The 26,477-nt window shown below is 68.6% G+C and carries 20 protein-coding genes and 2 pseudogenes; 9 read left to right on the forward strand and 13 right to left on the reverse strand.

Translation table 11 applies throughout. From position 1 onward, the window contains the following. From HMPREF9056_RS11280 to rimP, 4 genes and pseudogenes are all read right to left on the reverse strand, one after another. Positions 1-948, reverse strand: a pseudogene (locus tag HMPREF9056_RS11280) (translation initiation factor IF-2 N-terminal domain-containing protein); the annotation flags it as partial. A 91-nt stretch (positions 949-1,039) separates the two neighbouring features. Continuing rightward, a pseudogene (locus tag HMPREF9056_RS13830) lies at positions 1,040-1,372 on the reverse strand (YlxR family protein). Between the two features lie 118 nt (positions 1,373-1,490). Further along, complete coding sequence (gene nusA / locus HMPREF9056_RS11285; protein WP_009405223.1) at positions 1,491-2,531, reverse strand: transcription termination factor NusA; 1,041 nt, start codon at positions 2,529-2,531, stop codon at positions 1,491-1,493. Between the two features lie 197 nt (positions 2,532-2,728). Then, on the reverse strand, positions 2,729-3,226 hold the full coding sequence (gene rimP / locus HMPREF9056_RS11290) for a ribosome maturation factor RimP (protein ID WP_009405225.1): 498 nt from the start codon (positions 3,224-3,226) through the stop codon (positions 2,729-2,731). Positions 3,227-3,342: 116 nt separating this feature from the next. Here rimP and HMPREF9056_RS11295 point away from each other — a divergent pair, with 116 nt between their 5' ends. Together HMPREF9056_RS11295 and HMPREF9056_RS11300 are read left to right on the forward strand one after the other, a co-directional pair. Next, on the forward strand, positions 3,343-4,410 hold the full coding sequence (locus tag HMPREF9056_RS11295) for a hypothetical protein (RefSeq protein WP_034514504.1): 1,068 nt from the start codon (positions 3,343-3,345) through the stop codon (positions 4,408-4,410). Position 4,411: 1 nt separating this feature from the next. Then, a complete protein-coding gene (locus HMPREF9056_RS11300) occupies positions 4,412-4,678 on the forward strand; it encodes a hypothetical protein (RefSeq protein WP_009405227.1) in 267 nt (88 codons plus the stop codon). Between the two features lie 30 nt (positions 4,679-4,708). Here the strand turns inward: HMPREF9056_RS11300 and HMPREF9056_RS11305 are convergent, their stop codons facing one another. Beyond that, positions 4,709-6,544, reverse strand: coding sequence for a proline--tRNA ligase (locus HMPREF9056_RS11305; RefSeq protein ID WP_034514514.1), 1,836 nt, complete (start codon positions 6,542-6,544; stop codon positions 4,709-4,711). A gap of 409 nt (positions 6,545-6,953) precedes the next feature. Here HMPREF9056_RS11305 and HMPREF9056_RS11310 point away from each other — a divergent pair, with 409 nt between their 5' ends. Continuing rightward, on the forward strand, positions 6,954-8,129 hold the full coding sequence (locus HMPREF9056_RS11310; RefSeq protein WP_253270021.1) for a low temperature requirement protein A: 1,176 nt from the start codon (positions 6,954-6,956) through the stop codon (positions 8,127-8,129). Positions 8,130-8,166: 37 nt separating this feature from the next. Here HMPREF9056_RS11310 and HMPREF9056_RS11315 read toward each other — a convergent pair whose 3' ends face one another. Next, complete coding sequence (locus HMPREF9056_RS11315) at positions 8,167-10,830, reverse strand: penicillin acylase family protein (protein WP_253270022.1); 2,664 nt, start codon at positions 10,828-10,830, stop codon at positions 8,167-8,169. Positions 10,831-11,199: 369 nt separating this feature from the next. Continuing rightward, positions 11,200-13,146, reverse strand: a complete 1,947-nt coding sequence (locus HMPREF9056_RS11320; RefSeq protein WP_253270027.1) for a serine hydrolase — start codon at positions 13,144-13,146, stop codon at positions 11,200-11,202. Positions 13,147-13,354: 208 nt separating this feature from the next. On the opposite strand from HMPREF9056_RS11320, the gene HMPREF9056_RS11325 reads away from it, so the two are divergent. From HMPREF9056_RS11325 to fni, 6 genes are all read left to right on the forward strand, one after another. Continuing rightward, entirely contained in the window at positions 13,355-14,533 is a 1,179-nt protein-coding gene (locus HMPREF9056_RS11325; protein WP_009405233.1) for a sensor histidine kinase, read from the forward strand. Further along, the gene (locus tag HMPREF9056_RS11330; protein WP_009405234.1) at positions 14,526-15,173 is read left to right on the forward strand and encodes a response regulator transcription factor; all 648 of its coding nucleotides are present in this window, start codon (positions 14,526-14,528) and stop codon (positions 15,171-15,173) included. The genes HMPREF9056_RS11325 and HMPREF9056_RS11330 overlap by 8 nt, the downstream gene beginning before the upstream one ends. Positions 15,174-15,340: 167 nt before the next feature. Then, positions 15,341-16,303 (forward strand): mevalonate kinase, encoded by a 963-nt coding sequence (mvk, locus tag HMPREF9056_RS11335; protein WP_009405235.1) that lies wholly within the window; start codon positions 15,341-15,343, stop codon positions 16,301-16,303. After that, positions 16,300-17,334 carry a diphosphomevalonate decarboxylase gene (gene mvaD / locus HMPREF9056_RS11340; RefSeq protein WP_009405236.1) on the forward strand — a complete coding sequence of 345 codons (1,035 nt, stop codon included), beginning with the start codon at positions 16,300-16,302 and terminating at the stop codon, positions 17,332-17,334. Before mvk ends, mvaD begins: the two co-directional genes overlap by 4 nt. Then, positions 17,331-18,467, forward strand: a complete 1,137-nt coding sequence (locus tag HMPREF9056_RS11345; protein WP_009405237.1) for a phosphomevalonate kinase — start codon at positions 17,331-17,333, stop codon at positions 18,465-18,467. The genes mvaD and HMPREF9056_RS11345 overlap by 4 nt, the downstream gene beginning before the upstream one ends. Then, a complete protein-coding gene (fni, locus tag HMPREF9056_RS11350; protein WP_009405238.1) occupies positions 18,464-19,639 on the forward strand; it encodes a type 2 isopentenyl-diphosphate Delta-isomerase in 1,176 nt (391 codons plus the stop codon). The genes HMPREF9056_RS11345 and fni overlap by 4 nt, the downstream gene beginning before the upstream one ends. 106 nt (positions 19,640-19,745) lie before the next feature. On the opposite strand, the gene HMPREF9056_RS11355 is transcribed toward fni, so the two are convergent. From HMPREF9056_RS11355 to dxr, 6 genes are all read right to left on the reverse strand, one after another. After that, positions 19,746-21,122, reverse strand: a complete 1,377-nt coding sequence (locus HMPREF9056_RS11355; protein WP_009405239.1) for a tripartite tricarboxylate transporter permease — start codon at positions 21,120-21,122, stop codon at positions 19,746-19,748. Continuing rightward, a complete protein-coding gene (locus HMPREF9056_RS11360) occupies positions 21,119-21,409 on the reverse strand; it encodes a hypothetical protein (protein WP_009405240.1) in 291 nt (96 codons plus the stop codon). The genes HMPREF9056_RS11355 and HMPREF9056_RS11360 overlap by 4 nt, the downstream gene beginning before the upstream one ends. Before the next feature lie 111 nt (positions 21,410-21,520). After that, positions 21,521-22,510 (reverse strand): GNAT family N-acetyltransferase, encoded by a 990-nt coding sequence (locus HMPREF9056_RS11365; RefSeq protein ID WP_087942266.1) that lies wholly within the window; start codon positions 22,508-22,510, stop codon positions 21,521-21,523. 48 nt (positions 22,511-22,558) lie between these two features. Then, complete coding sequence (ispG, locus tag HMPREF9056_RS11370) at positions 22,559-23,740, reverse strand: flavodoxin-dependent (E)-4-hydroxy-3-methylbut-2-enyl-diphosphate synthase (protein ID WP_034514506.1); 1,182 nt, start codon at positions 23,738-23,740, stop codon at positions 22,559-22,561. A 92-nt stretch (positions 23,741-23,832) separates the two neighbouring features. Next, positions 23,833-25,167, reverse strand: a complete 1,335-nt coding sequence (locus HMPREF9056_RS11375) for an RIP metalloprotease (RefSeq protein ID WP_009405243.1) — start codon at positions 25,165-25,167, stop codon at positions 23,833-23,835. Further along, positions 25,164-26,465, reverse strand: a complete 1,302-nt coding sequence (dxr, locus tag HMPREF9056_RS11380) for a 1-deoxy-D-xylulose-5-phosphate reductoisomerase (protein WP_009405244.1) — start codon at positions 26,463-26,465, stop codon at positions 25,164-25,166. The genes HMPREF9056_RS11375 and dxr overlap by 4 nt, the downstream gene beginning before the upstream one ends. Positions 26,466-26,477: the final 12 nt, after the last annotated feature.

Below are 26,477 nucleotides of genomic sequence, written 5' to 3' on the forward strand. Positions count from 1 at the left end.
GCGCGAGCCACGGCCACCACCACCGGCACCGCCGCGCGCGGGGGCGCCGGGACGGCCGATGGAGGACTGACCGGGCATCATGCCCGGGTTGGGGCGGGGGCCTCCCGAGCGTGGAGCGCCGGAGCGACCGGCCCCCTGAGGTCGGGCACCGCCCTGGGGACGGGGACCACCGGGACGCGGACCGCCCTGGGGACGGGGACCGCCGGAGCCACCTGGACGGGGCATGCCCTGGGAGGTGGCGAAGGGGTTGTTGCCCGGACGCGGAGCACCCGAGCGCGACTGTCCCGAGCGCTGGCCGCCACGGCCACCCTGACGGGGCATGCCCTGGGAGGTGGCGAAGGGGTTGTTGCCCGGACGCGGAGCACCGGGACGCGGTCCCGGCGTCGGGGCGTTGCGGCGAGGGCCGGGCGTGGGGGCTTCGGAAGCAGGCGCTGCCGGCTTGGACGCGCCGCCTCCGGGCTTGGGGGCCTTGGGCACGTCACCAGAGACGGGGGCGTCCTCCTGGGGGGCCCGCTTCGCGGTGGCCTGGGCACGGCCACCCGGCTTAGGAGCCGAGGCCGTGGGCTTGGGCACGGCTGCGGCCGTGCCCGGCTTGGGGGCAGCGGCGCCGGGCTTGGGAGCTACGGGGCTCGGCGTCGAGTCCTGAGCACCTCCGGGGCCCGGTTTACCGACCTGGGTCGCACCTGGCTTGGGGGCGGCCTTGGCCGGTTTGGGGGCCTGAGAGGAGGACTTAGCCGACTTGTCTGCCGGAGTGTCCGCCGGTGCCTCCTGCACCTGGGCGGCGAAGTGCTCGCGAACCCGGCGAGCGACGGGGGGCTCGACCGCGGAGGAGGCCGCCTTGACGAACTCTCCCTGGTCCTTGAGCCAGGCCAGGATCACCTTCGAGGTGACCTTCTTGCCAGTGGGGTCGAGCTCCTTGGCGAGCTCATGAACGCGTGGTTTAGCCACTTTTCTCCTGTCCGGTTTCCCACCCCGGACAGGGGTGGGTGCTTCTAGAGGCAGCTCATCGCTGGGTACTCATCGGGTGCCCATCGGCTTCCTACCCGCCTTCGCTATCGGTGGTCCGCTCACCCGGTCGGGCAGCGGGGACCTCGCCGTCGTTGACACGTCACCGTTCCAGGAACCTGCGGACCCGGACCACATCCAGTGGTCCGCCGATACGCAGGGCCCGAGAAGCGGCGCGTCGTCGCTCAGCGAGGGTGAGGCACTCCGGATCCGGGTGGATCCAGGCACCGCGCCCGGGTCTGACGGCCCGGGGGTCGACGTCGAGCTCACCACTCGGCGTCAGCACGAGGCGCAGGAGCTGCGCCCGCGGGGCTCTTCTACGGCAGCCGATGCATGTGCGCTCAGGCACGTGGGGGGTGGTCGCCACCGTCCGTCGGTGTCCTTCCGCTGCTCTGCAACCGCTGACGCGGGCACCGCATCCGGAGAAACCCGGTGCGGGACCCGCAAAGGTCCGCCGGAAAGTCTACATCCCCGGGAAGGCCGGTTCAGTCGCCCAGCTCTGAGGGACCTGTCACGTCATCGGACTGCGAGCCCTGCCCCGGGGTGATCTCGCCGGACTCGGCGTCGGCGTGGATATCGATCTTCCAGCCGGTCAAGCGGGCGGCCAGGCGGGCATTCTGCCCCTCCTTGCCGATGGCCAGGGAAAGCTGGAAGTCGGGGACGATGGCGCGGGCAGTGCGCTCCTCGGCGTCGATGACGCCCACAGCGGCCACGCGGGCCGGCGACAGGGCGTTGGCGATGAAACGCGCCGGGTCCTCCGAGTGGTCCACGATGTCGATCTTCTCACCACCGAGCTCGGTCATGACCGCGCGCACCCGCTGCCCCATGGGGCCGATGCAGGCGCCCTTGGCGTTGACGCCGCGGACCTTGGAGCGCACGGCCATCTTGGTGCGGTGCCCGGCCTCTCGGGCCACCGAGACGATCTCGACGTCACCCGACGAGATCTCGGGGACCTCGCGCTCGAAGAGCTTGCGCACCAGGCCGGGGTGGGTGCGCGAGAGGACGATCTGGGCCCCGCGGGTGCCACGGGAGACGTCGGTGACGTAGGCGCGAACGCGGTCGCCATGGCGGTAGCTCTCACCGGGGACCTGCTCATGGGGAGGCATGATGCCCTCGTGCTCCTCGTCCAGGCGCACGTAGACGATGCGGGGGTCGCGGCCCTGCTCCACGGTGCCGGAGATCAGCTCGCCGGTCTTGTCCTTGAAGGCACCCAGGACCTCGAAGTCTCTGCGGTCCTGGATGCGCTGAACGATGACGCTGCGGGCGGTGGCCTGGGCGATGCGGCCGAAGTCGTCGGGAGTGTCGTCGAAGTACTCCCCCGTGGGCTGATCGTCCTCATCGACCTCCGGAGCCAGCACGCTCATGTGTCCGGTGCGACGGTCGATCTCGACGTGAGCACCCCGGATGGCTCCGGGCACCTTGGAGTAGGCTCCCAGGATGGCGTCCTCGATAGCGGGCAGCAGGTTGTCCAGATCAATGCCCAGCTCGTCGGCAGCGCCTCGCAGCTCCGGCATATTGATGTCCATGGGTCCTTGGGTCCTCTCTGGTCCGCTGGGCGGGTGTGCGCTGGGCTCTCCGTCGACGTTAGCCGGTGACGGGCCGGATGGTCCATCACGTCTTTCCGGGCGGGGCCGTCAACCTTCTCGCAGTTATCAGGTCATACATTATTCCTGGACACTATCCGCGGAGGGCATCTGATAGGCGTCGGCCTGTTGCGGCGCATCTACAACCCGGTCACCACCATCCGCGCCTCGGCGATGTCCCCCAGGGCGATACGGCGCTCGACGCCGTCGACCTCGATGCTCACCAGGCCGGCGTCGTTGTCCCCGCCGGCGTCGGCCGCCGTGACGACACCGGTGAGCTCCTCGTCAGCCGTACGCACTCGGGCGCTATGACCAACGGCACGCCTGAAGTGACGCAGGGTGGACAGCTCGCGCTCGGCTCCGGGGGTGGAGACCTCGAGGGTGTACTGACCCTTGACGGGGTCGGACTCGTCGAGGGCCTGCGAGACAGCCGCGGTCACCGGCCCCAGGGTGTCGATGTCGAGGTCTCCGGGGCCGTCGGCCAGGTCCACGAAGACGCGCACGACCGAGTACCTGCCCGCCCGGGTGGTCTCCACGGCCTCGAGGTGGAGTCCGGCGTCGGCGACGACGGGGGCGAGCAGGTCGGTGAGGCTGCGCGCCAGCGCGTCAGAGCGCTTGCGCGGGTCGTGGGCTGCCATAGTCGTTCTTCCTCCCGTACGGGCCCGGGCGAACAGCTCGAGCGAGACGTGGTCGATGTGGTCGAGGCATGCAAGGTCGGGATCATGCTACCCGTCGTCTGTGGGAGGATTCCCGCGTGAAGACTCCTCGACCTCCCCGCCCCACTCAGACGAACGGTGTGCAGGTGCCCGCTGGCCATCGGGTCCGCGACAGGCTCGGAAGCGGGCACAGCAGCAACCTCGTCGCCGGCTCCGACGGCGCGCCCGGCCCTCGTATGACGCGCCGCACTGCGGTTCTCGCTCTGGGGGCCGGACTGGCCACGCTGGGCGGTTGCGGACTGCGCCTGGGGAAGGGCTCACCGGCGTCACTGCCCACGGCCTCGACGGCGGAGTCGGCTCGGGACGGCTTGGCCAGGCAGGCCGCGCTCATCTCCTCCACCGCCGGCGTGGTCTCGCAGGCCAGTGGAACCGATGCCACCACGGCGGCGCTGGCCGAGGGCGTCAAGCACACGGCAGACGCCCAGCTCGAGACTCTGGGCGGGGTGTGGGAGCCGTGGGCCTCGCAGGTGCCGTCCTCCTACCCCACTGTCGCCCCGGTGCCGTCGCCCTCGGCCGATGCCACCACGCAGGACCTGGCCGCGGCCCTGAGTGACGGCTCGACGATGGCGCGCAGGGCGGCGATCGGAGCCGCCTCGGAGCAGGACGCCCGGCTGTTCACCTCACTGACTGTGGCCTGGAGCCTTCAGCACAGTCTCTTCATCCAGGAGGGTTCGGAGGACACACCGCGCGTGGACGTGGCCCAGGGAAGCAAGATCAGTGCCGGGCTGCTGACCTCCTACGACGCAGCCCGCTACGCCATGGAGGAGATCGCGGCGCGCAGCGACGAACCCCAGCGCACCCAGGCGACGCAGGACGCCAAGGCCGCGACCTCTGTGGTCAACGCCGCCGTGGCCGCGGGTAGTGAGGACGCCCGGCTGGGCGCCTACGCCGCCCCGGCCGAGTCCTCCGACCCCGCCGTGAGCGTGGAGGTCTCCTGGGCCCGGCAGGTGTGGTCCGGCATCGTGTCCGCCGAGGTGCAGGAGGCCGGTTCCGCCAAGGTCTCCACGCCGGCCCGCGAAGCGGCCGTCACCGGCGCCGTCGACGCCGCCCGCCGTGCCACCGCCTGGGGCGCGGACTTCTCCTCCCTGCCCGGGTACGCCGCCTGACATGCGTCTCCTCGTGGCAGTCCTGGCCGTGATCGCCGCCCTGGCGGCCGCGGACCAGCTCTTCCTATGGATGGAGCGCCGCGGCTGGATCTACTGGCGGCGACGCAAGCCCGACCCGCGTGGAGCCGTGCTAGGCCCCATCGACAACGTCTTCAACCCGGCCCACGAGCACGTGACCCAGCAGCAGGAGACCGAGAAGCGCCTGGCGGACATCCAGAACGACATGCAGAACATCGCGACCCCCAGGCGCAGCCGTGCCGCGGAGTAGCCTCCGGACGGCTGCGCCTACGGTGCCGGCTCAGAGGTTCCGAGCGGCCTCCAGGGCGGCGCGGACGGTGGCGCTGAGCTCGGCCGCGGCGGCGTCGGCGGGAACGGAGCGGCGATCACCGGTACGGCGGTCGCGGATCTCCACGGTCCCCTCCTTGGCCAGGTCCCGGCCGACGACAAGCGTGTAGGGCAGGCCGAGGAGCTCGGCGTCGGCGAACTTCACGCCGGCGGAGACCTTGCGGCGGTCGTCGTAGAGGACCTCGACGCCGTCGGCGTCCAGGGCTGAGGCGACCTGTTCGGCGACGTCGAAGACCGCCTGGTCCTTGCCGGTGGCCAGGACCTGCACGTGGTAGGGGGCGATCTGGACCGGCCAGGACAGCCCCTTGTCGTCGTGGTTGGCCTCGGCCAGGGCGGCCATGACGCGGCTGACGCCGATGCCGTAGGAGCCCATGGTGACCACGCGGGCCTTGCCGTTCTCGTCCAGGACGGTCAGCCCCAGGGCCTGGGAGTACTTGCGCCCCAGCTCGAAGATGTGGCCGATCTCGATGCCGCGGGCCAGGTGGAGGGGGCCGGAGCCGTCGGGGGCGGGGTCTCCCTCGCGGACCTCGGCGGCCTCGATGGTGCCGTCGGCGGTGAAGTCACGCCCCATGACCAGGTCGAGGACGTGCTTCTTGTCGGTGTTGGCGCCGGTGACCCAGCTGGTTCCCTCCACGATCCGGGGGTCGACGAGGTAGCGCACCGAGCCGGTGAGGACCTCGGTGCCGTCGTCGAGCCTCTCCACCCGCCGCAGCGGCGAGTTGGGGCCGATGGCGGTGGGGCCGATGTACCCGCGCACGAGCTCGGGGTGGGTCTCGAAGTCGGTGTCACCGGCCATCTCGACCTCGGCGGGGGCGACGGCGGCCTCCAGGCGCTTCATGTCGACGTCGCGGTCCCCGGGCACGCCCACGACGAGCAGCTCACGCTCGCCACCTGGGTGGATGAGGGTGACGACGACGTTCTTGAGCGTGTCGGCGGCCGTCCAGGCCCGCCCGTCCGAGCGCGGGTATGCCTCGTTGCACAGGTTGACCAGGGAGTCGATGGTCGGGGTGTCAGGGGTGTCGACGACGCGGGCCGGGCCGATCCCGGAGGCATCCACGGGATCGGGGACCACGGTGGTGACGGCCTCGGCGTTGGCCGCGTAGCCGCCTGAGGAGCGCACGAAGGTGTCCTCGCCGATCTCGCAGGGGTAGAGGAACTCCTCGGAGTGGGAGCCGCCCATGGCGCCGGCCATGGCGTTGACGATGACGTAGTCCAGACCCAGGCGGGCGAAGATCCGCTCGTAGGCGTCGCGGTGGGCCTGGTAGGCGGCGGCCAGCCCGGCGTCGTCGATGTCGAAGGAGTAGGAGTCCTTCATGACGAACTCGCGGCCGCGGATGATGCCGGCACGGGGGCGGGCCTCGTCGCGGTACTTGGTCTGGATCTGGTAGACGATGGCCGGCAGGTCCTTGTACGAGGAGTAGAGGTCCTTGACCGCGAGGGTGAACATCTCCTCGTGGGTGGGAGCCAGCAGGTAGTCCCCGTCCTTGCGGTCGTGGAGCTTGAACAGGGTGGGGCCGTAGTCGTTCCAGCGTCCGGTGGCCTGGTAGGGCTCGGACGGCAGGAGAGCCGGGAAGTGGACCTCCTGACCGCCCATGGCGTCCATCCCCTGACGCACGATGGCCTCGATCTTGCGCAGGGTGCGCAACCCCAGGGGCAGCCAGGTGTAGACGCCCGGAGCGGCGCGGCGGATGTAGCAGGCGCGCACCAAGAGGCGGTGGCTGGCGACCTCGGCGTCGGCCGGGTCCTCACGCAGGGTGCGGATGAAAGAGGTGGAGAGTCTGTGCAGCACGGGCACATGGTACGTGCTGGGCATCCAACCGGCATACGGCGCCGACGGCGTGCTACCTGAACGCCATCGCCGACGTCGCCGCGCTGATTGGGACACACGGAGTTGGGGAGTCGCGCAGGGAGCAGCACGAAGAGCAGCGCAGAGAACAGAAAGGGTGAACAGAACGGGGAACAGCGCATGACAACCGGGAGCGCACCCGATATTCTTCGAAGCCGCCCATCGAAATGCTTGAGTATCGGAGAACCTCCCTATGACTACAACCGGAATCGGCTCCGGATCAACCAGCTCGGCGAGTCCAGCCAGTCCGGGCAGCCCAGCCAGCGCAGTTGGGGCTGAGAGCCGGAGCACCGGCCGTTTCCTGCATGCGCTGGTGCCCATGCGGTCGCGCAACCCGCATGAGGAGCACCGGGTGGCCACCACCCTTGAGCTGCTCTACGACCTGACCCTGGTGATCGCCTTCGGCGTCAACGGGGTCCAGATGGCGCATGCCCTGGCCTCGGGGCATGTGGCCGCCGGGCTGGCGGCCTTCGGCTTCGTGCAGTTCTCCACGATCTGGGCCTGGATGAGCTACTCCAGCTTCGCCTCCGCCTACGACACCGACGATTGGGGCGTGCGGATGGGGGTGGCGGTCCAGATGGTGGGCGTCATCATGATGACCACCGGGATCCCTCAGCTGTACAAGGGTTTCGAGCACCATTGGGAGTTGCATTCCAGCACGATGGTGGCCGGGTACGTGGTCATGCGCTTCTCGATGGTCGCACTGTGGCTGCGGGCGGCGCGGGCCAATCCGGATCAGGCCCGCGCCGCCCGGATCCATGCACTGTGGATCGCATTGGTCCAGGCGCTGTGGGTCGGCACCACCTTCTTGCATCATCTCAGCCCATTGGGGCTCTTCCTGGCCTCCGTACCGCTGTTCGCCATGGAGCTGGGAGTCCCGGCCTACCTTCTGAGCCGTTACGACCACATGGCATGGCACCCGCACCACCTGGCTGAGCGCTTCGGCCTGCTGACGATCATCACACTGGGCGAAGTGGTCGTGGGAACCGCCGAGTCGGTCGCGGTCCTGCACTCCGAGCACGGGTGGTCGGCCTCCACAGTGGTAGTCCTGGCATCGGGTGTTTCGATCACCCTGGGCCTGTGGTGGGTCTACTTCGAGGTGCCTTTCGGCCAGATCCTCCATGAGCACCCCTCAAGGGCGCTGGCGGTGTCCTACGTCCATTTCCTCCTTTTCGCCTCGTTGGCCGCGATCGGCTCCGGTCTGCATGTGGCGGCGCTGCGGGAGGAGGGCGAGTCCGCCATCTCCTCCACCGGGGCAGTCCTGAGCGTTGTGGTGCCCGTAACCGTCTTCGTCATCGCCCTGTATGCGCTCGTGGTCGCGGTGAACCTGCGCACGCTGGGGCGGGTCCAGCAACTCATGCTGGGCCTGACCGTGGCCGCGTTGGCCGGGGCGGTGCTCCTTTCCGCGGCCGGAGTCCCCTTCGCGGCCTGCCTGGCGGTCATCGTCCTGGCCCCGTGGATCAATGTGGTGGGCGTGGAGGCCGTGGGGCGTCGGCACATGCATGAGCGCCTGGAGTCTGGTTCGTAGACCCGCCGACAGCCACGCACAACCACATGCAGGCCCATCAGGCTGGGCGCAGCCTGAGCGTGTGCGATGCAGCTGCCTCGACGCTCTCACGGCGGAACGGCCACGGGCGCATCCGCCCCTCGGCCCAGTCCTCGAACTGGTCATTGACGTGAGGGGACCACGGATGCCCTGACGACCCCGAGGAGATCACCCAGCGTGCGTTATCGACGTCGGCCATATCGACGCTCATGCGCATCGAGGCGCCGCTGATCACCTGGTAATCCACTCGGCCATCCTTGACTACCGGATCGAACCATGTGGCGTTGGGGATGTCGCCGGCTCCTCCCACGGGCTGTGGGGATGCGTTGAAGTACTTCCGCGCGATCCAGGGCAGGCCCTCGCCGCCGAGCAGCTGGTGGGTCGGTTTCTTCACATGGATGCCACCCCAGGTCCAGGCCCCGTGATCCTCGCCCATCTGCGCGGTGAGGTCCGCGTCGGCCTCAGCCCAGGCGCGCTGGATGATCGTCCGGGCGTCCTCCACCTCCGGTGTGGTCGTGTCATCCCACAAGGCGTTGTCCGGCTCTGCGACCAACTTGCCCAGCAGCCGGGGGTCGGTGGGGTACTCATCCCCCAGTTCGTCGCTGAGGGCGGCGTGCGCCAGGTGGGCGTAGACGGCCGCCATGATGGCGGCGCCTTGCGAGTCGGTGGCCATATGGGCGCCATCGGCATACCAGGCGGCGAGTACCTTTTGAAGCTGCCCCAGCCTCGGGGAGCTCAGTTCCACATCGGTCAGGGCCGGGGCCAGTTCATCGGCCTGGGGCGAGTGGTCGAGCAGCATGACCTGGGATGCCTGCTCCAACGTGAGCGGGGCCTGTGCCACCGCATCAGCCAGGTAGTCGTGCATCTGCTGCGACCGGTACCCCTGGGCATAGCCTCCAAGACCGAGGTACGGGCCCGCATCCTGCGGGGTCACCGGCTGGTTGGCGGGGGTGATGATGCCATCGGGCGGGTTGAGCGCCGCCGGCATATCCTGCGGCGCGTAGAAGCCCTGCCAGTCGTAGCCGGAGTCCCACCCGGGCCGGGGCCAGCGCCCATCCGCCCCCAGGTTGTCGGGGCCGTGAGCCATGGAGGGCTGCTGGTCGGCCGGGGCCTTGATGGGCCTGATCGGGTACAGGCCGGGCGCCTGGTAGCCGATGTCGCCGTCGGCGGTGGCGAAGAGGATGTTCTGCGCCGGGTCCGCGAAGAGCGCGGCCACCGCGGCCACTCCGGCTGCGTCGGTTGCGCGGTTGAGCGCGAACCACGCCTCAGCCGTCCTGCTCGGTATCAGGGCCGTCCACTGCAGGGCAACCGAGAAGTCCCCCGTGGCGCCGGGCAGCTGCCCGAGATCCTCATCGGGCGCGAAAAGGCCCGAGACGATGGGGCCGTGCACGGACTCGCGGACCTCCACCTCGAAGGGCTCACCGCCCGCCACCTTGAAGGACTCGGTGCGGGTCTTGTAGGCCAGGCACGCCCCATCGCGCCGGTAGGCGTCCGGTCCCGCGTTCTGCTCGACCACCAGGTCACTCGCATCACCTTGGAGGTTGGTGAAGGCCCAGGCCAGCTGGGGGTTGCGGCCGATGACGACGCCCGGCAGCCCTGCGAAGGAGAAGCCTTCGACGTCGAAGGTGCAGTCGTCATCGAACTCAGTGCAGTGCAGCCCCACCTGCGACCATACCGAGGGGTAGTCGATGTCCAGGTGCGGGTCGTTACCGATGATGGGCTTACCCGACGCCGTGTGGCTGCCGGCCACGACGAAGGAGTTCGAGCCGATGTTCGGCCCCTGACCCAGGACGGCCGGGACGGCGTCGAGGGCCCGTTGGGCCTCCTGAAGCACGCCTGAGGCTCCGCTCATGCCTGCTGTGGGTGTCGTAGCGACTGCGCCCTCCTCGGCGTCTGGCCCGGATGCCGGGGCGGCCTCGTCCGGCGCCGAGCCATCAGCGGGTCCGGGGCAGTCGACGGCCTCGGCGTCCTGTTCGGGCATCGGCAGGGGTGAGGCGACGGGGTACTCGGAGCGGGGCCTGAGGTTGCCGGAGCCGTCGTCGAGCAGGATCGGCCTGCGGGCGCTCTCATCAACCGGCGGGATCAGCTCCTCGACGGCGGCCGGACTGCCCAGCTTCGAGAGCATCTTCATGCGCCAGGCTTCACTCTCGTGCGCGCCGCTGAGGCCCTGGGACATCGCCTTGATCCAGGACAGCGAGTCGACGCCGCTCCACGGCTCGATATCCCCGATGGGCAGGTTCAGGCCCATCACCGCGTACTCGTTGGCCACCTGCCAGGGGGCCTTCCCCTTGAGGTAGGCGTTGACCCCCTCGGCGTAGGCCTCGTAGAAGCCACGGGCCTCGTCGGACAGGAGCTCCCACTCCTGCTCGGCAACACGGCGCCAGCCCATGGTGCGGATCGATACGTCGGACTCCTTGCCCGCTTCGCCGACCAGCTCGGAGAGCCGCCCAGCGGTCAGGTGGCGTCGCACGTCCATCTGGAAGAACCGGTCCTGGGCCTGGACGTATCCCTGAGCGAAGAACAGATCGCGGTCGGCGGAGGCGTAGATGTGGGGGACGCCCTGGCCGTCACGACTCACGGCGACCTCATCGGTGGGGCCGGCCAGTGTGATCGTGCCGTCATATTGCGGCAGCGGAGCCCGCAGGATGACGGTGAGCGCCACCCCGGCGACGAGTGCGAGCACGACGAACCCGCACACCGCTGCGATGAGCCATTTCCGGATTCTGTGTCTGCGTCTGCGTGGGGGCGTAGAAGCCTGAGCGGGTGATTCGGTGGACAACTCGGGTGATAATTCGTCGGACATTGAGACTCCTTATGGTCGCACTGGACGTTAAACAACCCCCAATCCGGGCGCACCAGCCACTTGGGGGGAATCGGAATCCGCCAAGTGGTGGAGCCGAGGAGTCGCAAAACTCTTCCGCCCCGGGTGACGGAGAAGACGGGGAGATTTACTCGTTGGCGTTAGACGGTGATGGGGTCATGGCGTAGCCCGCCCCCTATAACGGGGACGGGCCACACCGAGCCTTCAGCGGATCAGCAGTCCCCGCTGCTGCTAGAAGCCGACATCGGGGTTGAGGAGGTTGAAGGCGAGGGCCATCCAGGCGACAGCAGCCAATGCAACGGGCAGGAGCAAGGCGGTGACGATCCGTATCACACCGGAGCCCGCTCTGAGGACGCGCACCGCTTCGACAGCGCCCGGGATGATCCCCAGGAGGCCCACAAAGGTCAGGATCTGGATCCCGTGAAGCGCCAACGGGCCCACAGAGGTCCGATCAGCCATCAGTGATACCGCCGCGCCTGCCCAGGCGCCGATTGCGGCGAGAGTCAGTCCTGCCCCGATCCTGGCCGAGCGCGCCCACCAGGACAGCGGGACGCCGATACTGGCGTTGCCGGCGCGCAGTGCCAGCAAACGGCGCACGGCGCCAAGCGGCCAGGCCAGCACAAACAGCATGAGGACCGTGGCGGCACCGAGCACCACCGGAACGAGCACCCGCTGAGAGGCAGTGATCGGCAGCAGCGAGAAAGCGGGGATATCGCCGATGCGCACCACTTTTCCATCCTCCACCTGAACGGTCAGGGTCTGCGATCCCCCAACCTGCCGCCACACCCACGGCTTGATCTCCTCGTACTCGATCACAGACTCCCCCGCCCGCTGCAGGAGATGACCATCATCAAGGGCATCAATACTGCTCCACTCCGACGGAAGGGCCTCCCTGATACTGGCGAAGGACGTCATCGGCGCCCGGGACGAGGTGTAGGTCCCGGCCGCCACCCGCGCATGCTGCCGCGATTCATCAACCGAAGGCCCACCTTCCGCACCAGGCTCGGAACCGGGATAATAACGGTCGGAGAAACCCCTCATGAGGTCATCTTTCAGAGCCGCAGCCCCATCCTTCCCCTCACCATTAACCGCAACGAAAACCCCAGATCCATCGTTCGGGTAGATCTCCAACTCGGCTTGGAAGACCGTACCGCCTTCATGGCCGACGATCTGGTGCCCATTACGGCTCTCATCGAAGAATCCGAGTCCCATCTGCTTGCCCTCGGCGAGCGTCCCCAGCTGATCAGCACCGAGCCCAGGGCCGAACATCTGCTTCCATGTGCCCTCCTCGAGTAGCGCACCGCCCTGCGACTGGTTGAGCATGGCCAGCATGAATCTGCCGGCGTCGGTTCCGGAGGTGGTCATCCCCCCAGCTGGAGAGTCGATGAGCTCGAAGGGTTGAGCCCGGCCTCCAGTGGTCTTGTAACCATTGGCCATCCTGCCAGCGAGCCGCTCCGGCAGCGGCTGGTCGAAGGTGGAGGAGTCCATGCCCGCCGGCTCGAGGACATGCTCGCGCACATAGTCCTCGAACACCTCGCCACTGACCCGCTCAACGATATAACCGGCCAGGGACATGCCGTAATTGGAGTAAGCCGGAGTAGTACCGGGGGCGAAGACCTGCGCCGGGGGATCCTGTCGGACGGACTCATCCAGGTCGAATGGCCCGGGCTCCGACGTGACGAGATTCCTGCCTCTTTCCTCGAATCCCGCGGTGTGCGTCAGAAGGTTCCGCAAGGTGATATCACCAGGATAACGACGCGGAATCTTCACATCCGCGTAGGCACTGATATCAACGTCCAGGTCCAGCTCACCCCGCTCCACCAACTGCATCACCGCGATACTGGTAGCGAGCTTGGACACCGATGCGATCCGGAAAAGAGTATCGGAATCCACCGCACGCCGCGGCTCGCCATCAGCCCCCGTAGCCGCATACCCGTACCCCCTGGTCACCAGGATCCGACCATTATGAACGACGGTGACCACCGCTCCAGGAAAATCCCCCTGATTGAGCGCGTCGGGAATCTTCCCATCGAGCCAAGCAGTGACATCCTCCTCGGTCAGCTCATGCCTCCCCTCGGGCTGCGACACCTGCGGGCCGGGCCGCACGGGTGCGGCCGATAGCGCAGGCGAGCAGCCGCCGAGGACCGCGGCCGTCATCGAGAGCACCGCCACCAGCACCGACAACCGCACAAGCACCCCAGGACCCCGCCCCCTCCAACCACAAGCACCACGAACCAACTTCCCACCTACATTCAGCATAAGAACCCTCCCTCAGTCACCCCGGACGCTAAACAAACTCCCAGCCCGGGCGCACCGACTACCTGGGGGAATCGGGATCCGCCAAGTGGCGGATGCATGGCCCCGACACTTGGGTAGAGTCCGACCGGTGAGCACCCCGGACACAGCACGACGCATCCAATGGCTGCTCTGGGTCGCCTCCGCGATTGCGACAACGGTTTTCCTGTTCGACATCGCGGTCTCTCTCAACACGGATCTGAGCGCCCTCCATCACGAGCGGCCCCGGTGGGAGATCCTGTGGCTCTGGATGCAGGTCCTCGCTCCGATCGTCGCGCAATTCCTACTGCTACCCGCCTTCAGGAGGCAGGGACTGCTTCTGCCCGCAGCCTGCATCATCCTGAGCGTCCTGCTGCCGAGCGGTTTCCATGTGCCGGCATTCGTGGCGGCAGCACTCATAGGAACGCGTTCGAAGGCATGGTCACTGCCCGTCGCGCTCGGGGCGCAGCTCATAGGCACTGCGCTCGGCCTGGCGATGAGCCCGTTCCCGTGGCGGTGGGAGGACTGGTGGACGGAGCTGCCCAACCTCGTCTACACCGTCACCGCCGTGCTGCTCGGCATCCTGCTCATGAGCCACCAAGAGCTCACCGAGGCCCGCGTCGCGCGTGCCCGTTCGCAGGAGCGGGCACGCATCTCGCGCGAGATGCATGACTCCCTGGCCCAGCGCATCTCCTTGATCTCCTTGCACGCCGCCGCATTGGCCAGTCGTCGCGATCTCGATGCGGAGCAGGCCGCCCGCACCGCAGGCACCATCCGGGCCATGGCGGCCGAGGCCGGCCATGAGCTGCGTCAGATCCTCCATGTGCTCCACGACGACGGCTCCGGGGACGAGGCCGCCGTCGCCTGGGCGGACGTCGCCCGCATCATCGATCAGCACCGCGAGGCCGGGCTGGAGATCCGGGTCAGTACCGATCCGGATTGGGAACGAGCATTCGATAGGGCCGGGGCCGCCGTCCGTCACGCCGTTCTGCGCACCGTCGAGGAGGCGCTCGCCAATGCCCGTCGCCACGGCTCGCAGGGCTCGGCTCAGCTGAGCTTCGAGACCAGCGGGAGCGCACTGGTCGTGCAGTGCGCCAATCCGGCGTCCACGCCGGCCCTGCCGCTGCCCGGCCACGGCCTGGGCCTTCCCGGCCTGCGCGAGCGGATGCGGCTGCTGGGCGGTCGGCTGAGCCTGGTCAGGGAGGCTGGGATATTCACCCTGCGCGCGGAGCTCCCGATGGAGGAGAAGACGCCGGAAGAAAAGGAAGAGGAGGAGCTGATCCGTGGCTGACCGCATCCGTGTCGTCATCGCGGACGACCAGCCCCTCGTCCGCTCCGCCCTGCGCTTGATCCTGGAGGGGGACCCGGAACTGACCGTCCTGGGTGAGGCGGCGGACGGACAAGGGGCACTGGATGCGGCGCGCCGCCTGCGCCCTGACATCATGCTGCTGGACCTCCACATGCCCGGCCGCGACGGGGTGTGGGCCAGCGAGCGGATCAGCGAGCTCGCACCCGATGTCAAGATCCTTGTACTCACGGCCTTCGACACCGACCATCTCGTCTCCTCGGCCCTGCGGGCGGGAGCCGTGGGGTTCCTCCTCAAGGACAGCTCCCCTGAGCAGATCCTGGGGGCGGTCCGCACCGCCGCCGATGGTGAGCGCCCCTTCTCCGCGGCTGTACTCGAGCAGTTGGTGGATGCCACCGCCATGAGGGCGCCGTCGCGCCAGGCGCCGGGCACCTTGACCGAGCGTGAGCGCGAGGTGGCGGTGCTGGTAGCGCAGGGCTTGGCCAATAGTGAGATCGCGGACCGTCTGGGGATCGGTGCGGCCACGGTCAAGACCCATGTCTCGACCCTGCTGGAGAAGTTCAAGGTCAGGAACCGGGTGCAACTCGCAGTTGCCGTGGCGGAGTGCCGACTAACCGCGCCCTGAACCGGCCCGACCAAGACCGGTACCCGCACTGGGCTTAAGACTTCAGCGGGCATACCCGCCTCAGTCACGATAGATTGGGTGACCGATGCCCAATTGCAGTGCGGGAGACGGGCCATCTAATCTAGCCCGGATCATCACCGCCCCCTGGGCCGCAGTCAAGGAAGTACATGGATAGGCACTCCCCAATCCGCGAGGGTCATGGCCGTACTTGGGCGAAAGCCATCCTCTTGGGTGAGCACTCCGTCGTCTACGGGCATCCCGCCGTGGCCATGCCGCTGCACGACCTTCAAATGCGGGCGACGGCCACCCCGGTGACCGGCCGCTCGGTGCTTCACAGCCTGGACTACTCCGGTCCGATGAGCAGCAGTGGGCCGGGCTTCGCCTGCATCGTGCGCGCCTTCGAGGCTGCCCGAGAGTTCTCCGGGCATCTGGAGCAACCCTTCGAGATCGTCACCACCAGCGACTTCCCCCACGAGCGCGGATTGGGCTCGTCCGCGGCGGCCGCGGGCGCTGTCATCCGCGCCGTCCTGGATGCCTGCAGACGGGAGGCATCGGCCGACGAGTTCTTCGCGCTGACGCAGATGGCCGAGCAGATCGCCCACGGCAAGCCCTCCGGGTTGGACGCAGCGGCCACCAGCTCCCCCAACCCCATCCGCTTCCAGGGCGGTCAGATGCGGCCCCTCACCCAGCGCATCGAAGGTGCCCGCCTCGTCATCGCGGACTCCGGCATCCACGGCCGCACCCGCGAGGCCGTCGGCGGGCTGCGCGAACGCTACGAGAAGGATCCCGACGGCATCGGCCCCGGGATCAACCGCCTTGGCGAACTCGCACAGGTGGGCATCGCGGCGCTCGACGACGGCGATGCGCAGGCCCTTGGTTCAGCGATGAACGAGGCGCACGAGGTACTGGCCCGGCTCGAGCTGAGCCTGCCGGTCCTGGACCGGCTCACGACGGCAGCCCGCGACGCAGGCGCCCTGGGCTCCAAGCTCACCGGTGGCGGACTCGGCGGATGCGTGATCGCCCTGGCCGATGGCGAGGCAGCGGCGGACCGCATCCGAGGCGCCCTGGAGGGTGCGGGGGCACCGGCCGCATGGATCTACCAGATTCGCACCAGCGAGGTGAATGAGTGACATCCCGGCAATCCCCGGCATCCCTGAAGACCGCAAGCGCGACGGCGAGTGCGAACACGAATATCGCGCTCATCAAGTACTGGGGTAAGGCGGATGAGTCCTTGATGATCCCCACCACCTCAAGCCTGTCCCTCACCCTTGATGACACTTGGACCACCACCACGGTGTCCTTCGACGGCGGCACTGGCGACACGGACGCGGTGAGCATCAACGGCTCGGCCCCCAGCGGGACGGCGCTGACCCGGGTGTCCGGTTTCCTCGACCTCGTGCGCGAGCGCTCCGGCATCACGCAGCGGGCCAACGTCACCTCCATCAGCACGGTACCGCTGGCCGCGGGCCTGGCCAGTTCCGCGGCGGGCTTCGCCGCACTGGCGGCAGCGGCCTCACGCGCTGCGGGCATGGACCTCGATGGCCGGGCCCTGTCCCGGCTCGCCCGGCGCGGCTCGGGCTCGGCGGCGCGCTCCGTGTTCGGCGGACTGGTGCTGTGGAACGCCGGGGACGACGACGCCACTTCCTATGCCGAGCCCGTCCAGGACGCTATCGGGCATACCGCCTCCGATCTGGACCTGGCCATGGTCGTCGTCGTGCTCTCCGGTGGGCGTAAGACGATCTCCAGCACGCGGGCCATGCGCCGAACCATGACCGCCTCGCCGCTCTACCCCGCCTGGGTGGAGGCGAGCCGCCAGGACCTGCGCGACGCCCTGGAGGCGGTGCGCTGCGGTGATCTCGCCCGCCTGGGTAAGGTGGCGGAGGCCAACGCTCTGGGTATGCACGCATCGATGATGGCCGCGCGCCCCGCGATCATGTACTGGCTGCCGCGGACGATCGAGGTGCTGCACGTGATCGGCGAGATGCGCCAGGATGGCCTGCCCGCTTGGGCCACGATCGATGCAGGCCCGAACGTGAAGGTCCTGACCCGGGGCGGCAGTGCGGAGCGGGTCGCGGCCGCGCTGCGCGAGCGCGTTCCCGGCGCAGAGGTCTCCGTCCGGCGCCCTGGCGCAGGGGTGCGTTTCGAGGAGGCCTCCCGGTGATCTCGCAGAGCGCCCCCGGGAAGCTGTACATCGCCGGTGAGTACGCCGTTGTCGAGCCCGGGCACCAGGCGGTGCTGGTAGCCGTTGACCGCTTCATCACGGTGCGGATCACAGAGGCCGAAGCCGATGGCTCCACCGGTCCCACAGGTCATATCAGCTCCACCCTGTACGAAGCGCAGTCCCTGACCTGGTACCGCCGCCCGGAGGACGGCGTGGTCGAGGTCGAGAAGCAGTTCAACGACTACGTGGTCTCCGCCATCCGCATGGTGGAGCAGATGGTGCGCGAGGCTGGTGGCCGACTGCGCTACTTCGACCTGGATGTCTCCAGCGAGCTCGATGACGGCAGCGGGCACAAGCTCGGCCTGGGCTCCTCCTCCGCGGTCACGGTGGCCACGGTGCGCGCCGTGGCGAGGTTCTACGGCCTGGCCCTGGATGACATGGCCGTCTACAAGCTGGCGCTGCTGGCCACCGACGCCGTCCAGCCCATCGGCTCCGGGGGCGATATCGCGGCGAGTTCCTTCACCGGATGGGTCGCCTACACCTCCCCCGACCGTGCATGGCTGCACCGGATGCGGGGCACTGCGGGCATGGGGGGTGGCACTGAAGGTCCCACGGCACTGAGTGAGCTGGTGGGGATGGACTGGCCGCTGCTCAGCATCCGGCGTCTTCCCGCCCCGGGCCTGCACCTGGGTGTGGGGTGGACCGGCAGCCCAGCCTCCACCCCGCGCCTGGTGGCTGACGTCCAGGCCCATACACGAGGGGCGCAGGACGCCGCCTACACAGCATTCCTCCAGGACTCCGAGAGCTGTCTGGCAGCCCTGGTCCGGGCTCTTCAGGAGGATGACGCCGAGGCGATCGGGCAGCGGATCCGTCAGGGGCGCCAGCTCCTACTGGGCCTGACCCGCACCAGTGGGATCGTCATCGAAACCCCGCAGCTGCGCCGTCTGGTGGAGATCGCCCAGGAGCACGGGGCGGTAGCCAAGAGCTCGGGCGCCGGCGGCGGGGATTGCGGCATCGCGCTGTGCCCACCCGGGACGGATATCGCCGCGATGCGCTCGTCGTGGCAGTCGGCGAATATCCAGCCCCTGGACCTGACCGTCCACGACCATTCCCACAGTGGAGCAGTCTCATGAGCAGCCCAGGTACTCACGGTCAGGGGCACGCAGACAAGCCGGGACACGCCTCACGCAAGGACGAGCACCTGGACCTGGCGATGCGCCTGAATGGGACGGATCGGCCCAATGCCTTCGACGACGTCTCCTTCATGCACCATGCACTGCCAGGGACGTTCACGGATTCGATCGATATCAGTACGGATGTGTGCGGTGCGCACTGGCAGGCGCCGTTCTACATCAACGCGATGACCGGTGGGACGCAGGCGACGGCGGCGATCAACGCGCACCTGGCCGAGGCGGCTGCCGATGCTGGTGTCGCGATCGCCTGCGGCTCCGTTCACGTGGCCCTGCACGACCCCGAGCGCGCTGACGGCTTCCGGGTCATTCGCCGCCGGGCCCCGGGCGCCTTCGTCCTGGCCAATGTCGGGCCGACCGTCAGCCCGCAGGAGGCGGCGCAGGCCGTGGAGATGCTCCAGGCCAATGCCCTGCAGATCCACCTCAACGCGGCTCAGGAGCTGGTGATGCCCGAGGGCGACCGCGACTTCACGGGATGGAGCGAGACGATCGCCGCCATCGCAGCGGCCGTGCCCGTCCCGGTGGTGGTCAAGGAGGTGGGCTTCGGGCTCTCACGCCGGACCATTGATGCTCTGACGCGCACTGGTGTTGCGGCCGTCGACGTGGCCGGGGCCGGAGGCACCGACTTCATCGCCATTGAGAACGAGCGCCGACCGCAGCGCGACCTGTCCTACCTGGTCGGCTGGGGCCAGCCGACGGCGCTGTGCCTGCTGGAGTCCCTGGCAGTCGCAGAGCCGGTCAGTCTGCCGGTGCTGGCCTCCGGAGGCGTGCGCAACCCGCTCGACGTCGTCCGGTCACTGGCCCTGGGCGCCTGCGCCGTCGGCGCTTCCGGGCACGTGCTGCGCACCCTGGTCAAGGAGGGCCCCGAGGCCCTGCGCCGAGAGCTGCACACATGGAGCGACCACGTGCGCACGCTCATGACCCTGCTGGGGGCGGCCGATGTCTCTCGGCTGCGCCGCACCGACGTGCTGGTCACAGGGCGCACCGCCGAGCGGGCCCGTCTGCTCGGCGTCGATCTGACGCGTCTGGCGCACCGCAGCGAGGCCTATCCGTCGACGGGCGGTCCCGTCAAGGGGGATCAACCCCTCTCCCCCATTACTCCGGCCGAGTCATAGAGTGCCGGCATCGGGACTCAGCATCCGAGTCTCGCTCTGCAGATTACAACAGGCGTGCGGCGGAGGCTCATCCCCACAGCCTCCGCCGCCTCCCGCGAGAAGGAGATCAGCCCAGTGCGGCCAGCGCCTTGACGATGCCGGGAGCTGCGTAGAGGGACATGAACTGGACGCCGTAGGCGACACCCAGACGGTTGAGCGATCCGCACACGACTCCGACCAGCAGGACCCCGAAGACGTTGGCCAGGCCCGCCTTCTGGTCGGCGTCGATGTAGGCCAGCAGAAGGACGAAGGCCACGAACAGGGCCAGCACCGCCTCGTGGGGGATCCGGCGCATGACGAAGCAGGTGATCTGCGAGGACCAGCGCACGGCGATGACGTACGTGATCGCGACCGCAACGAGAGCCCCGAGGGACACGGTGATGATGAACCAGGGCAGATCCAGCAGGTGGTGCAGGTTGTGCTCCTTGGTGTAGATGGAGCCCGCGCTGAACAGCGGCCCGGCAGGACCGACGGACACCCCGGAGATCGGAACCCCGAGCGCTACCAGCGGAATAATGACGCCGGCCAGGTAGGTCGAGTGGGCCAGGGCGCTCATGACCGTCACCGCACGCTGTGCGCGGGGCACTCGGTCCTCGTTCTGGCGGGCCACGGAGGCCTCTCCCAGCAGGAAGGTCAGCCCCACCGGACTGAGAATGAACAGCGGGGTGGACACGGCGGCCATCGCGGCGCTCCACCATCCCTCGGACCTGGTGATGAGCCGCCCCGGCCACAGCGCCTGCTGGCTGAAGCCAGAGCGCAGCAGCTCGGCCCTGGTACGGCTGCCGTGCGGCAGCGCCTCCCGGCGCTTGGCGTTGAGCAGCTCAAGGAGGGTCAGGAGCATAGGCCCCACGGTGATCCCGAGGAAGAAGGAGGTGTTGACGCTGGCCTTCTCCGGAATAATGCCCGCACTCCGATAAAGCGCCGGAAGCGCCTGGAACAGCAGCGCCATGGGAATAATCGCCACCAGGGAGAGAATACGGTTCTTTCCGAGCAGGGCCAGTACCACAGCACCTGCTGCCAGAACGATGTTGGAATTGGTCTTGATCCAGTCGGCCATGGGGAGCAGCAGGCTGGCGAGAAGGAAGCTCAGAGGAATAGAGATGAAGGTTCCGATGGCCGAGCCCACGGCCATCTTCCGGATCGTGTCGGAGGCCAGTCCCTGGTTGCGCAGCACCATGGCGTGATCCATGAGCGGAGCGGACATCACTCCGCCGGGAAGTCCCACCAGTGCTGTAGGAACCCCGTTCATGAGATTGAGCGTGACAACCGCGGAGACGAAGAAGGCGAGCACCACGTGCGGCGGCGCTCCGGCCAGGATAGTCGCCAGAGTGACAGGCGCGAGCACCCCCGTCTCATCGGTACCGGGGATGAACCCGATAAAGGTGTACAGGACCACGGCCGCCAGAACGGCAGCCACCATCATCAGCAGAAGGCTCACCGTCACTGGTCCGCCCCCTCACGTGCACCGAGGCCCAGCTCATCGACAATGACGACCTCTCGCTTGGGGCTCACGAGGAAGCAGCAGGCGATAAAACCGACAGTGGAGGCTCCCAGTCCCCAGAACAGCGGCTTACCTCCGAAAAAGGAGGAGAGAAGTACCGCCGCGACGATACATGTCACCGATATGAGAAGACAGATGAGCAGATCTCTGGGCGAGACGAGGTCATTCCAGACCTCGATATTGTTCTGACGCTCCGTGTTCTCGGAGTCGACGTCATCGGTACTGCGCACGATTGGTGATCGTAGGCGAGTTCCCCAAGGCGCTCCATATGTTGTTCACCATGACTTTGAGGGCGCCGTGTAACAAAACAGCATCGTCCCTGCGGTCTCAACAGGGAATGTTTACAGGAGCACGGTGGCGAACAGACCCACCTGCTCGAACCCCAGGGATCGATAGAGCGCCAGAGCGGGGGTGTTGTAGTCGTTGACGTAGAGGCTGACGATACCGTCAGCCCCGACATGGTCCCGACGGACGGCGTCCACCACTGCGGCCAGAGCGGCCGCCCCGATCCCTTGCCCACGCAGGTCGGGGCGCGTCCACACGCCGGTCAGCTGGGCCACACCGCCGGTTGGGGACCGCCACAGGGCGCCGACGTCGGCCTTGAAAGCGACGGCTCGGGGCGAACCGGGTTGAGCCAGGTGGCCGGCACCGTCATCGAGGACGATGTAGCTGCGTCTCTGCTCGATGAGCCAGGTGACGTGGCGGTTGTATCCGGGGCCATCGGTGGTGGGGTCGTAGCCGAGCTCTCCGCTGAACATGTCCACCGAGGCGGGCAGCACCAGTGCTGCCTCATCCGGTCGGGCCGCACGAACCGACTGCCCCACCCAGCTCAGAGCGGGTCGACGACGCAGGTGCGCGCGCCCCAGGCCTCCCCCCACCTGGGGCGCGGCGAGAACCGGTTGCCTCCAACGCTCGTGGCGGGCGCGCTGCCCCTGCTCGCTGAGTCCGCCCCAGACCGCGGCGACGTCCTGGGCCGGTCCTGAGACGGAACCGCGCCTGGAAAGGCGGGTCCTGGCGTGCTCGGCCAGCGCCCAGATCTCGCCGGCATCCGCGGCTCGCAGACCGTGCTCGGGACGTCCGGCCAGGCCGAAGGGCATGAGGGAACCGACCGACCATGCCGCAGCGACCGGGCGGGCCAGTCCTCCCAGGGCGACGACGTCACCGCGCCCCCAGCGCGACCAGCGCTGCATCTGCTGGACCAGGCTCACGGCACTGACCGGGTCGAGGGCGCACAGCGACATGACTCCCGACACCTGATCGGAGGGAACCGGTGTCAGGCGGTCTGCGCGACGCTGAGTGCGTCCGTGATCGCGGTGCCGCAGGAAGCTCATACCCAACAGGTCCGGGTGCTTGGCGGTGCGCCCCGCCCTCACCGGTCCTCAGCCGGCGGCCGAGACCATGGGGGCGGTACCGGCCAGGGCCTCCTCACCGAGCTCCTCGGCCATCTCGGCAGCCATGGCCTCGGCGTGCTTGAGAAGGGTCTCAACGACCTGGTCCTCGGGAACGGTCTCAACGACCTGTCCGCGCACGAAGATCTGCCCCTTGCCGTTGCCCGAGGCGCAGCCCAGGTCGGCCTCGCGGGCCTCACCGGGGCCGTTGACGACGCAGCCCATGACGGCTACGCGCAGCGGTGCCGTGACCTTCTTGAGCCCGGACTCCACCTCTTCGGCCAGGGTCCACACATCCACCTGGGCGCGGCCGCAGGAGGGACAGGAGACGATCTCGAGCTGGCGCTCGCGCAGCCCCATGAACTCCAGCAGCTTGGTACCCACCTTGACCTCCTCGACTGGAGGCGCGGACAGCGAGACGCGGATGGTGTCACCGATGCCCTCGGCGAGCAGAGTGCCGAAGGCCGCGCAGGACTTGATGGTGCCCTGGAAGGCGGGGCCGGCCTCGGTAACCCCCAGATGGAGGGGCCAACGACCGGCCTCCGACAGGAGCCGGTAGGCCTGCACCATGGTGACGACGTCGTGGTGCTTGACGGAGATCTTGAAGTCGTGGAAGTCGTTCTCCTCGAACAGGCCTGCCTCCCAGGTGGCGGACTCCACGAGAGCCTCGGGAGTGGCCTTGCCGTACTTCTTGAGCAGGCGCTTGTCGAGGCTTCCGGCGTTGACGCCGATGCGCAGTGAGACACCGGCGTCGGAGGCGGCCTTGCAGATGTCGGCGACCTGGTCGTCGAACTTGCGGATGTTGCCGGGGTTGACGCGCACCGCGCCGCAGCCGGCCTCAATGGCGGCGAAGACGTACTTGGGGTTGAAGTGGATGTCCGCGATGACGGGGATGCGCGACTGCCTGGCGATGATCGGCAGTGCCTCGGCGTCCTTGTCCGTGGGGCAGGCTACGCGGACGATGTCACAGCCCGAGGCCGTCAGCTCAGCGATCTGCTGGAGCGTGGCGCCGATGTCGTGGGTCTTGGTGGTGGTCATCGACTGCACGGTGATGGGGGCGTCTCCACCGACGTTGAGGCTGCCGACCTTGATCTTGCGGGTCGGTCGGCGCGGGGCCAGGACCGGGGCCTGGGCACGCATCGTGGGGATGCCAAGAGCGATCGCTTCAGTCACCCGACCAGTATGTCACCCGGCACGCCCGGCCCTGTACCGCAGGCGTGTGGCATCGCTCCCGCCGCCACAGGAGCGTCCCGCCATCGAGGGGCTCACAGCGGCGCTGCGATATCGACCCACACCAGGACGAGGGCCATGACGATGAGGAGGCCGAAGACGACCTGGCCGACGGGCAGCATCTTGGCGGTGTCCACCGGTCCCGGATCGGGCTTGCCCTGCACCTTGGCGATCGTGCGTCGGATACCCTCCCAGCAGGCTCCGGCCACGTGCCCGCCGTCCAGGGGCAGTAGCGGCACCAGGTTGAAGGCGAACAGCGCCAGGTTGAGGCTGCCCAGCAGCATGAGCATGGAGCTGACCCGCATCGACAGAGGAACCTCCCCTCCTCCGGCCGCACCACCGCTGGTGGCCTGCCCGGCCATGCGGCCCATGCCCACCAGGCCCACAACACCGCTGTCGGCACTGCGCTGCTCGATGCCGAGCCCCGCCTGGACCGCGTGGTAGAGCCCGACCGGGAGGGTGGCGATCGCCTTGACCGTGCCGCCGATGGCTTGGGCGATGAAGCCCGGTATCCTGGCCGGGCTCTGCGGAATGGTTCCCAACGACGGGGAGATGCCCACGTAGGGGCGGGGCTCGGTGCGCACGTTGCCTGAGGCGTCCTTGACCGGGGCGCCCTGGGAGTCGAGAACGGTTCGCTGAACCTCGACCGGGGTGACGCTCACGGTGCGTGTGGCACCCTCGTGCTCGATGACGACCTGGGTGGGGCTGGTTCCGCCGGCTGCGATACGGGCCTGGAGCTCCTGCCAGGTAGAGACCTTCACCCCACCCCAGGAGACGATCCGGTCACCGGCCCCGATACCGGCGGCACTGGCAGGGCCGGCCGGGTCGGAGTCCTGGCAGGGGGCATCCGCATCGACGTTGGACGAGACGCAGGGGGCCACGGTCGACAGCGTCGTTGTACGCCCCGGGACGCCGACGGCACCGATGGCGATGGCCAGGAGCATGATCCCCAGGACCAGGTTGGTCAGGATCCCTCCGGCCATGACGATGAGCTTCTTGGGGACACTCAGGGTGTAGAAGGCGCGGTGCTCCTCACCGGGCCGGATCTCCTCGAGCGCCTCGGCGCGGGCCTCGCCCACCATGCCCAGGCTGCCGTCCTTGCGTCGTCGGTCCGGTTTGCCGGGCCTGGCCGGCGGCAGCATGCCGACGAGCTTGACGTAGCCGCCCAGCCAGATGGCCTTGACTCCGTACTCGGTCTCGCCGCGCTTGACCGACCAGATCCTGGGGCCGAAGCCGATGAAGTACTCGGGTACCTTCACGCCGAACTTCTTGGCCGGAATCATGTGCCCGAGCTCGTGGAGGGCCACCGAGACACCGATCCCGATGATGAGGATGACGATGCCCAGGGCGTAGGCCAGGGTGGTGCTCACGAGTGCGTTCCTCCGTTTCCTGCCACGATGAGCTCGTCGGCGCGGGTGCGGGCCCAGGTCTCCACGGCCAGGATGTCGTCGAGGCTAGGGCAGGCCAGGCCCTCGTGCTCACCGACGACGACCGCGTCGATCTCGACGATGTCCTGCCACTCCAGGTCGCCCTTCAGGAAGGCGGCGACGGCCTGCTCGTTGGCGGCGTTGAGGACGGCCGGGTGAGTGGCCGAGGCCGCAACGGCGCTGCGGGCCAGGTCGACAGCGGGGAAGGCCTCGGTGTCCAGTGGCTCGAAGGTCCAGGCCACCGGCTCGTGCCAGTCGTTGGGCGCCACCAGGCCGGCCAGGTCGGGGCGCTCGGGCCAGGTCAGCCCCAGGGCGATGGGCAGGCGCATGTCGGGCGGTGAGGCCTGGGCGATGGTGGCGCCGTCGATGAACTCCACCATGGAGTGGATGACGGACTGGGGATGGATCACGACGTCGATCTGCTCGGGCGCCACATCGAAGAGGAGGTGGGCCTCGATGAGCTCGAGGCCCTTGTTGACGAGAGTCGAGGAGTTGATCGTGACCACCGGCCCCATGTCCCAGGTGGGGTGGTTGAGGGCCGCGGCGGCGCTGATCCCCGTGAGCGTCTCGCGGCTCCGGCCGCGGAAGGGGCCTCCGGAGGCGGTCAGGACCAGCCGGCGCACCTCGCTGCGCCCGCTGGTGACAGGGCTGGTCAGCCCCTTCTCGTGGCGGCCGCTGGCCAGGGCCTGGGCGATGGCGGAGTGCTCGGAGTCCACGGGGACGACCTGACCGGGTCGGGTGAGTGACTGACGGACCAGGGCGCCCCCGACGACGAGGGACTCCTTGTTGGCCAGGGCCAGGCGGGCTCCGCTGTGCAGAGCCGCCAGCGTGGGCAGCAGACCCACGGATCCCGTGATGCCGTTGACGACTGTGTCCTGCGGCCCGAGCCCGGCGGACTCGACCGCCATGGTGGCGGCGTCTGGACCGGTGAGGATCGTGGTGACCGGGTCGGGACGGCCGGCCTCGGCGGCTGCGGCTGTGAGAGCCTCGCGCACATGGTCGGCAAGGTCCTCTTCCCCACCGGTGACGGCCACGACGGGGACCTCCCAGGCCAGGGCCTGGCGGGCCAGCAGCTCCAGACGAGACCCGCCGGCGGCCAAGGCGATCACCCGGGGCGCGGCCTGGCCCAGGCGGGTGAGGACCTCGAGGGTCTGGGTACCGATCGAGCCGGTGGATCCGAGCAGGACCAGTCGCTGAGAGGACTGTGGGGAACGGGAACGTGACGGTGCGTGGCCGGTCATGGGGCGGCGGTT

It is taken from the genome of Actinomyces sp. oral taxon 170 str. F0386 (genome assembly GCF_000195595.1).
Lineage (GTDB): Bacteria > Actinomycetota > Actinomycetes > Actinomycetales > Actinomycetaceae > Actinomyces.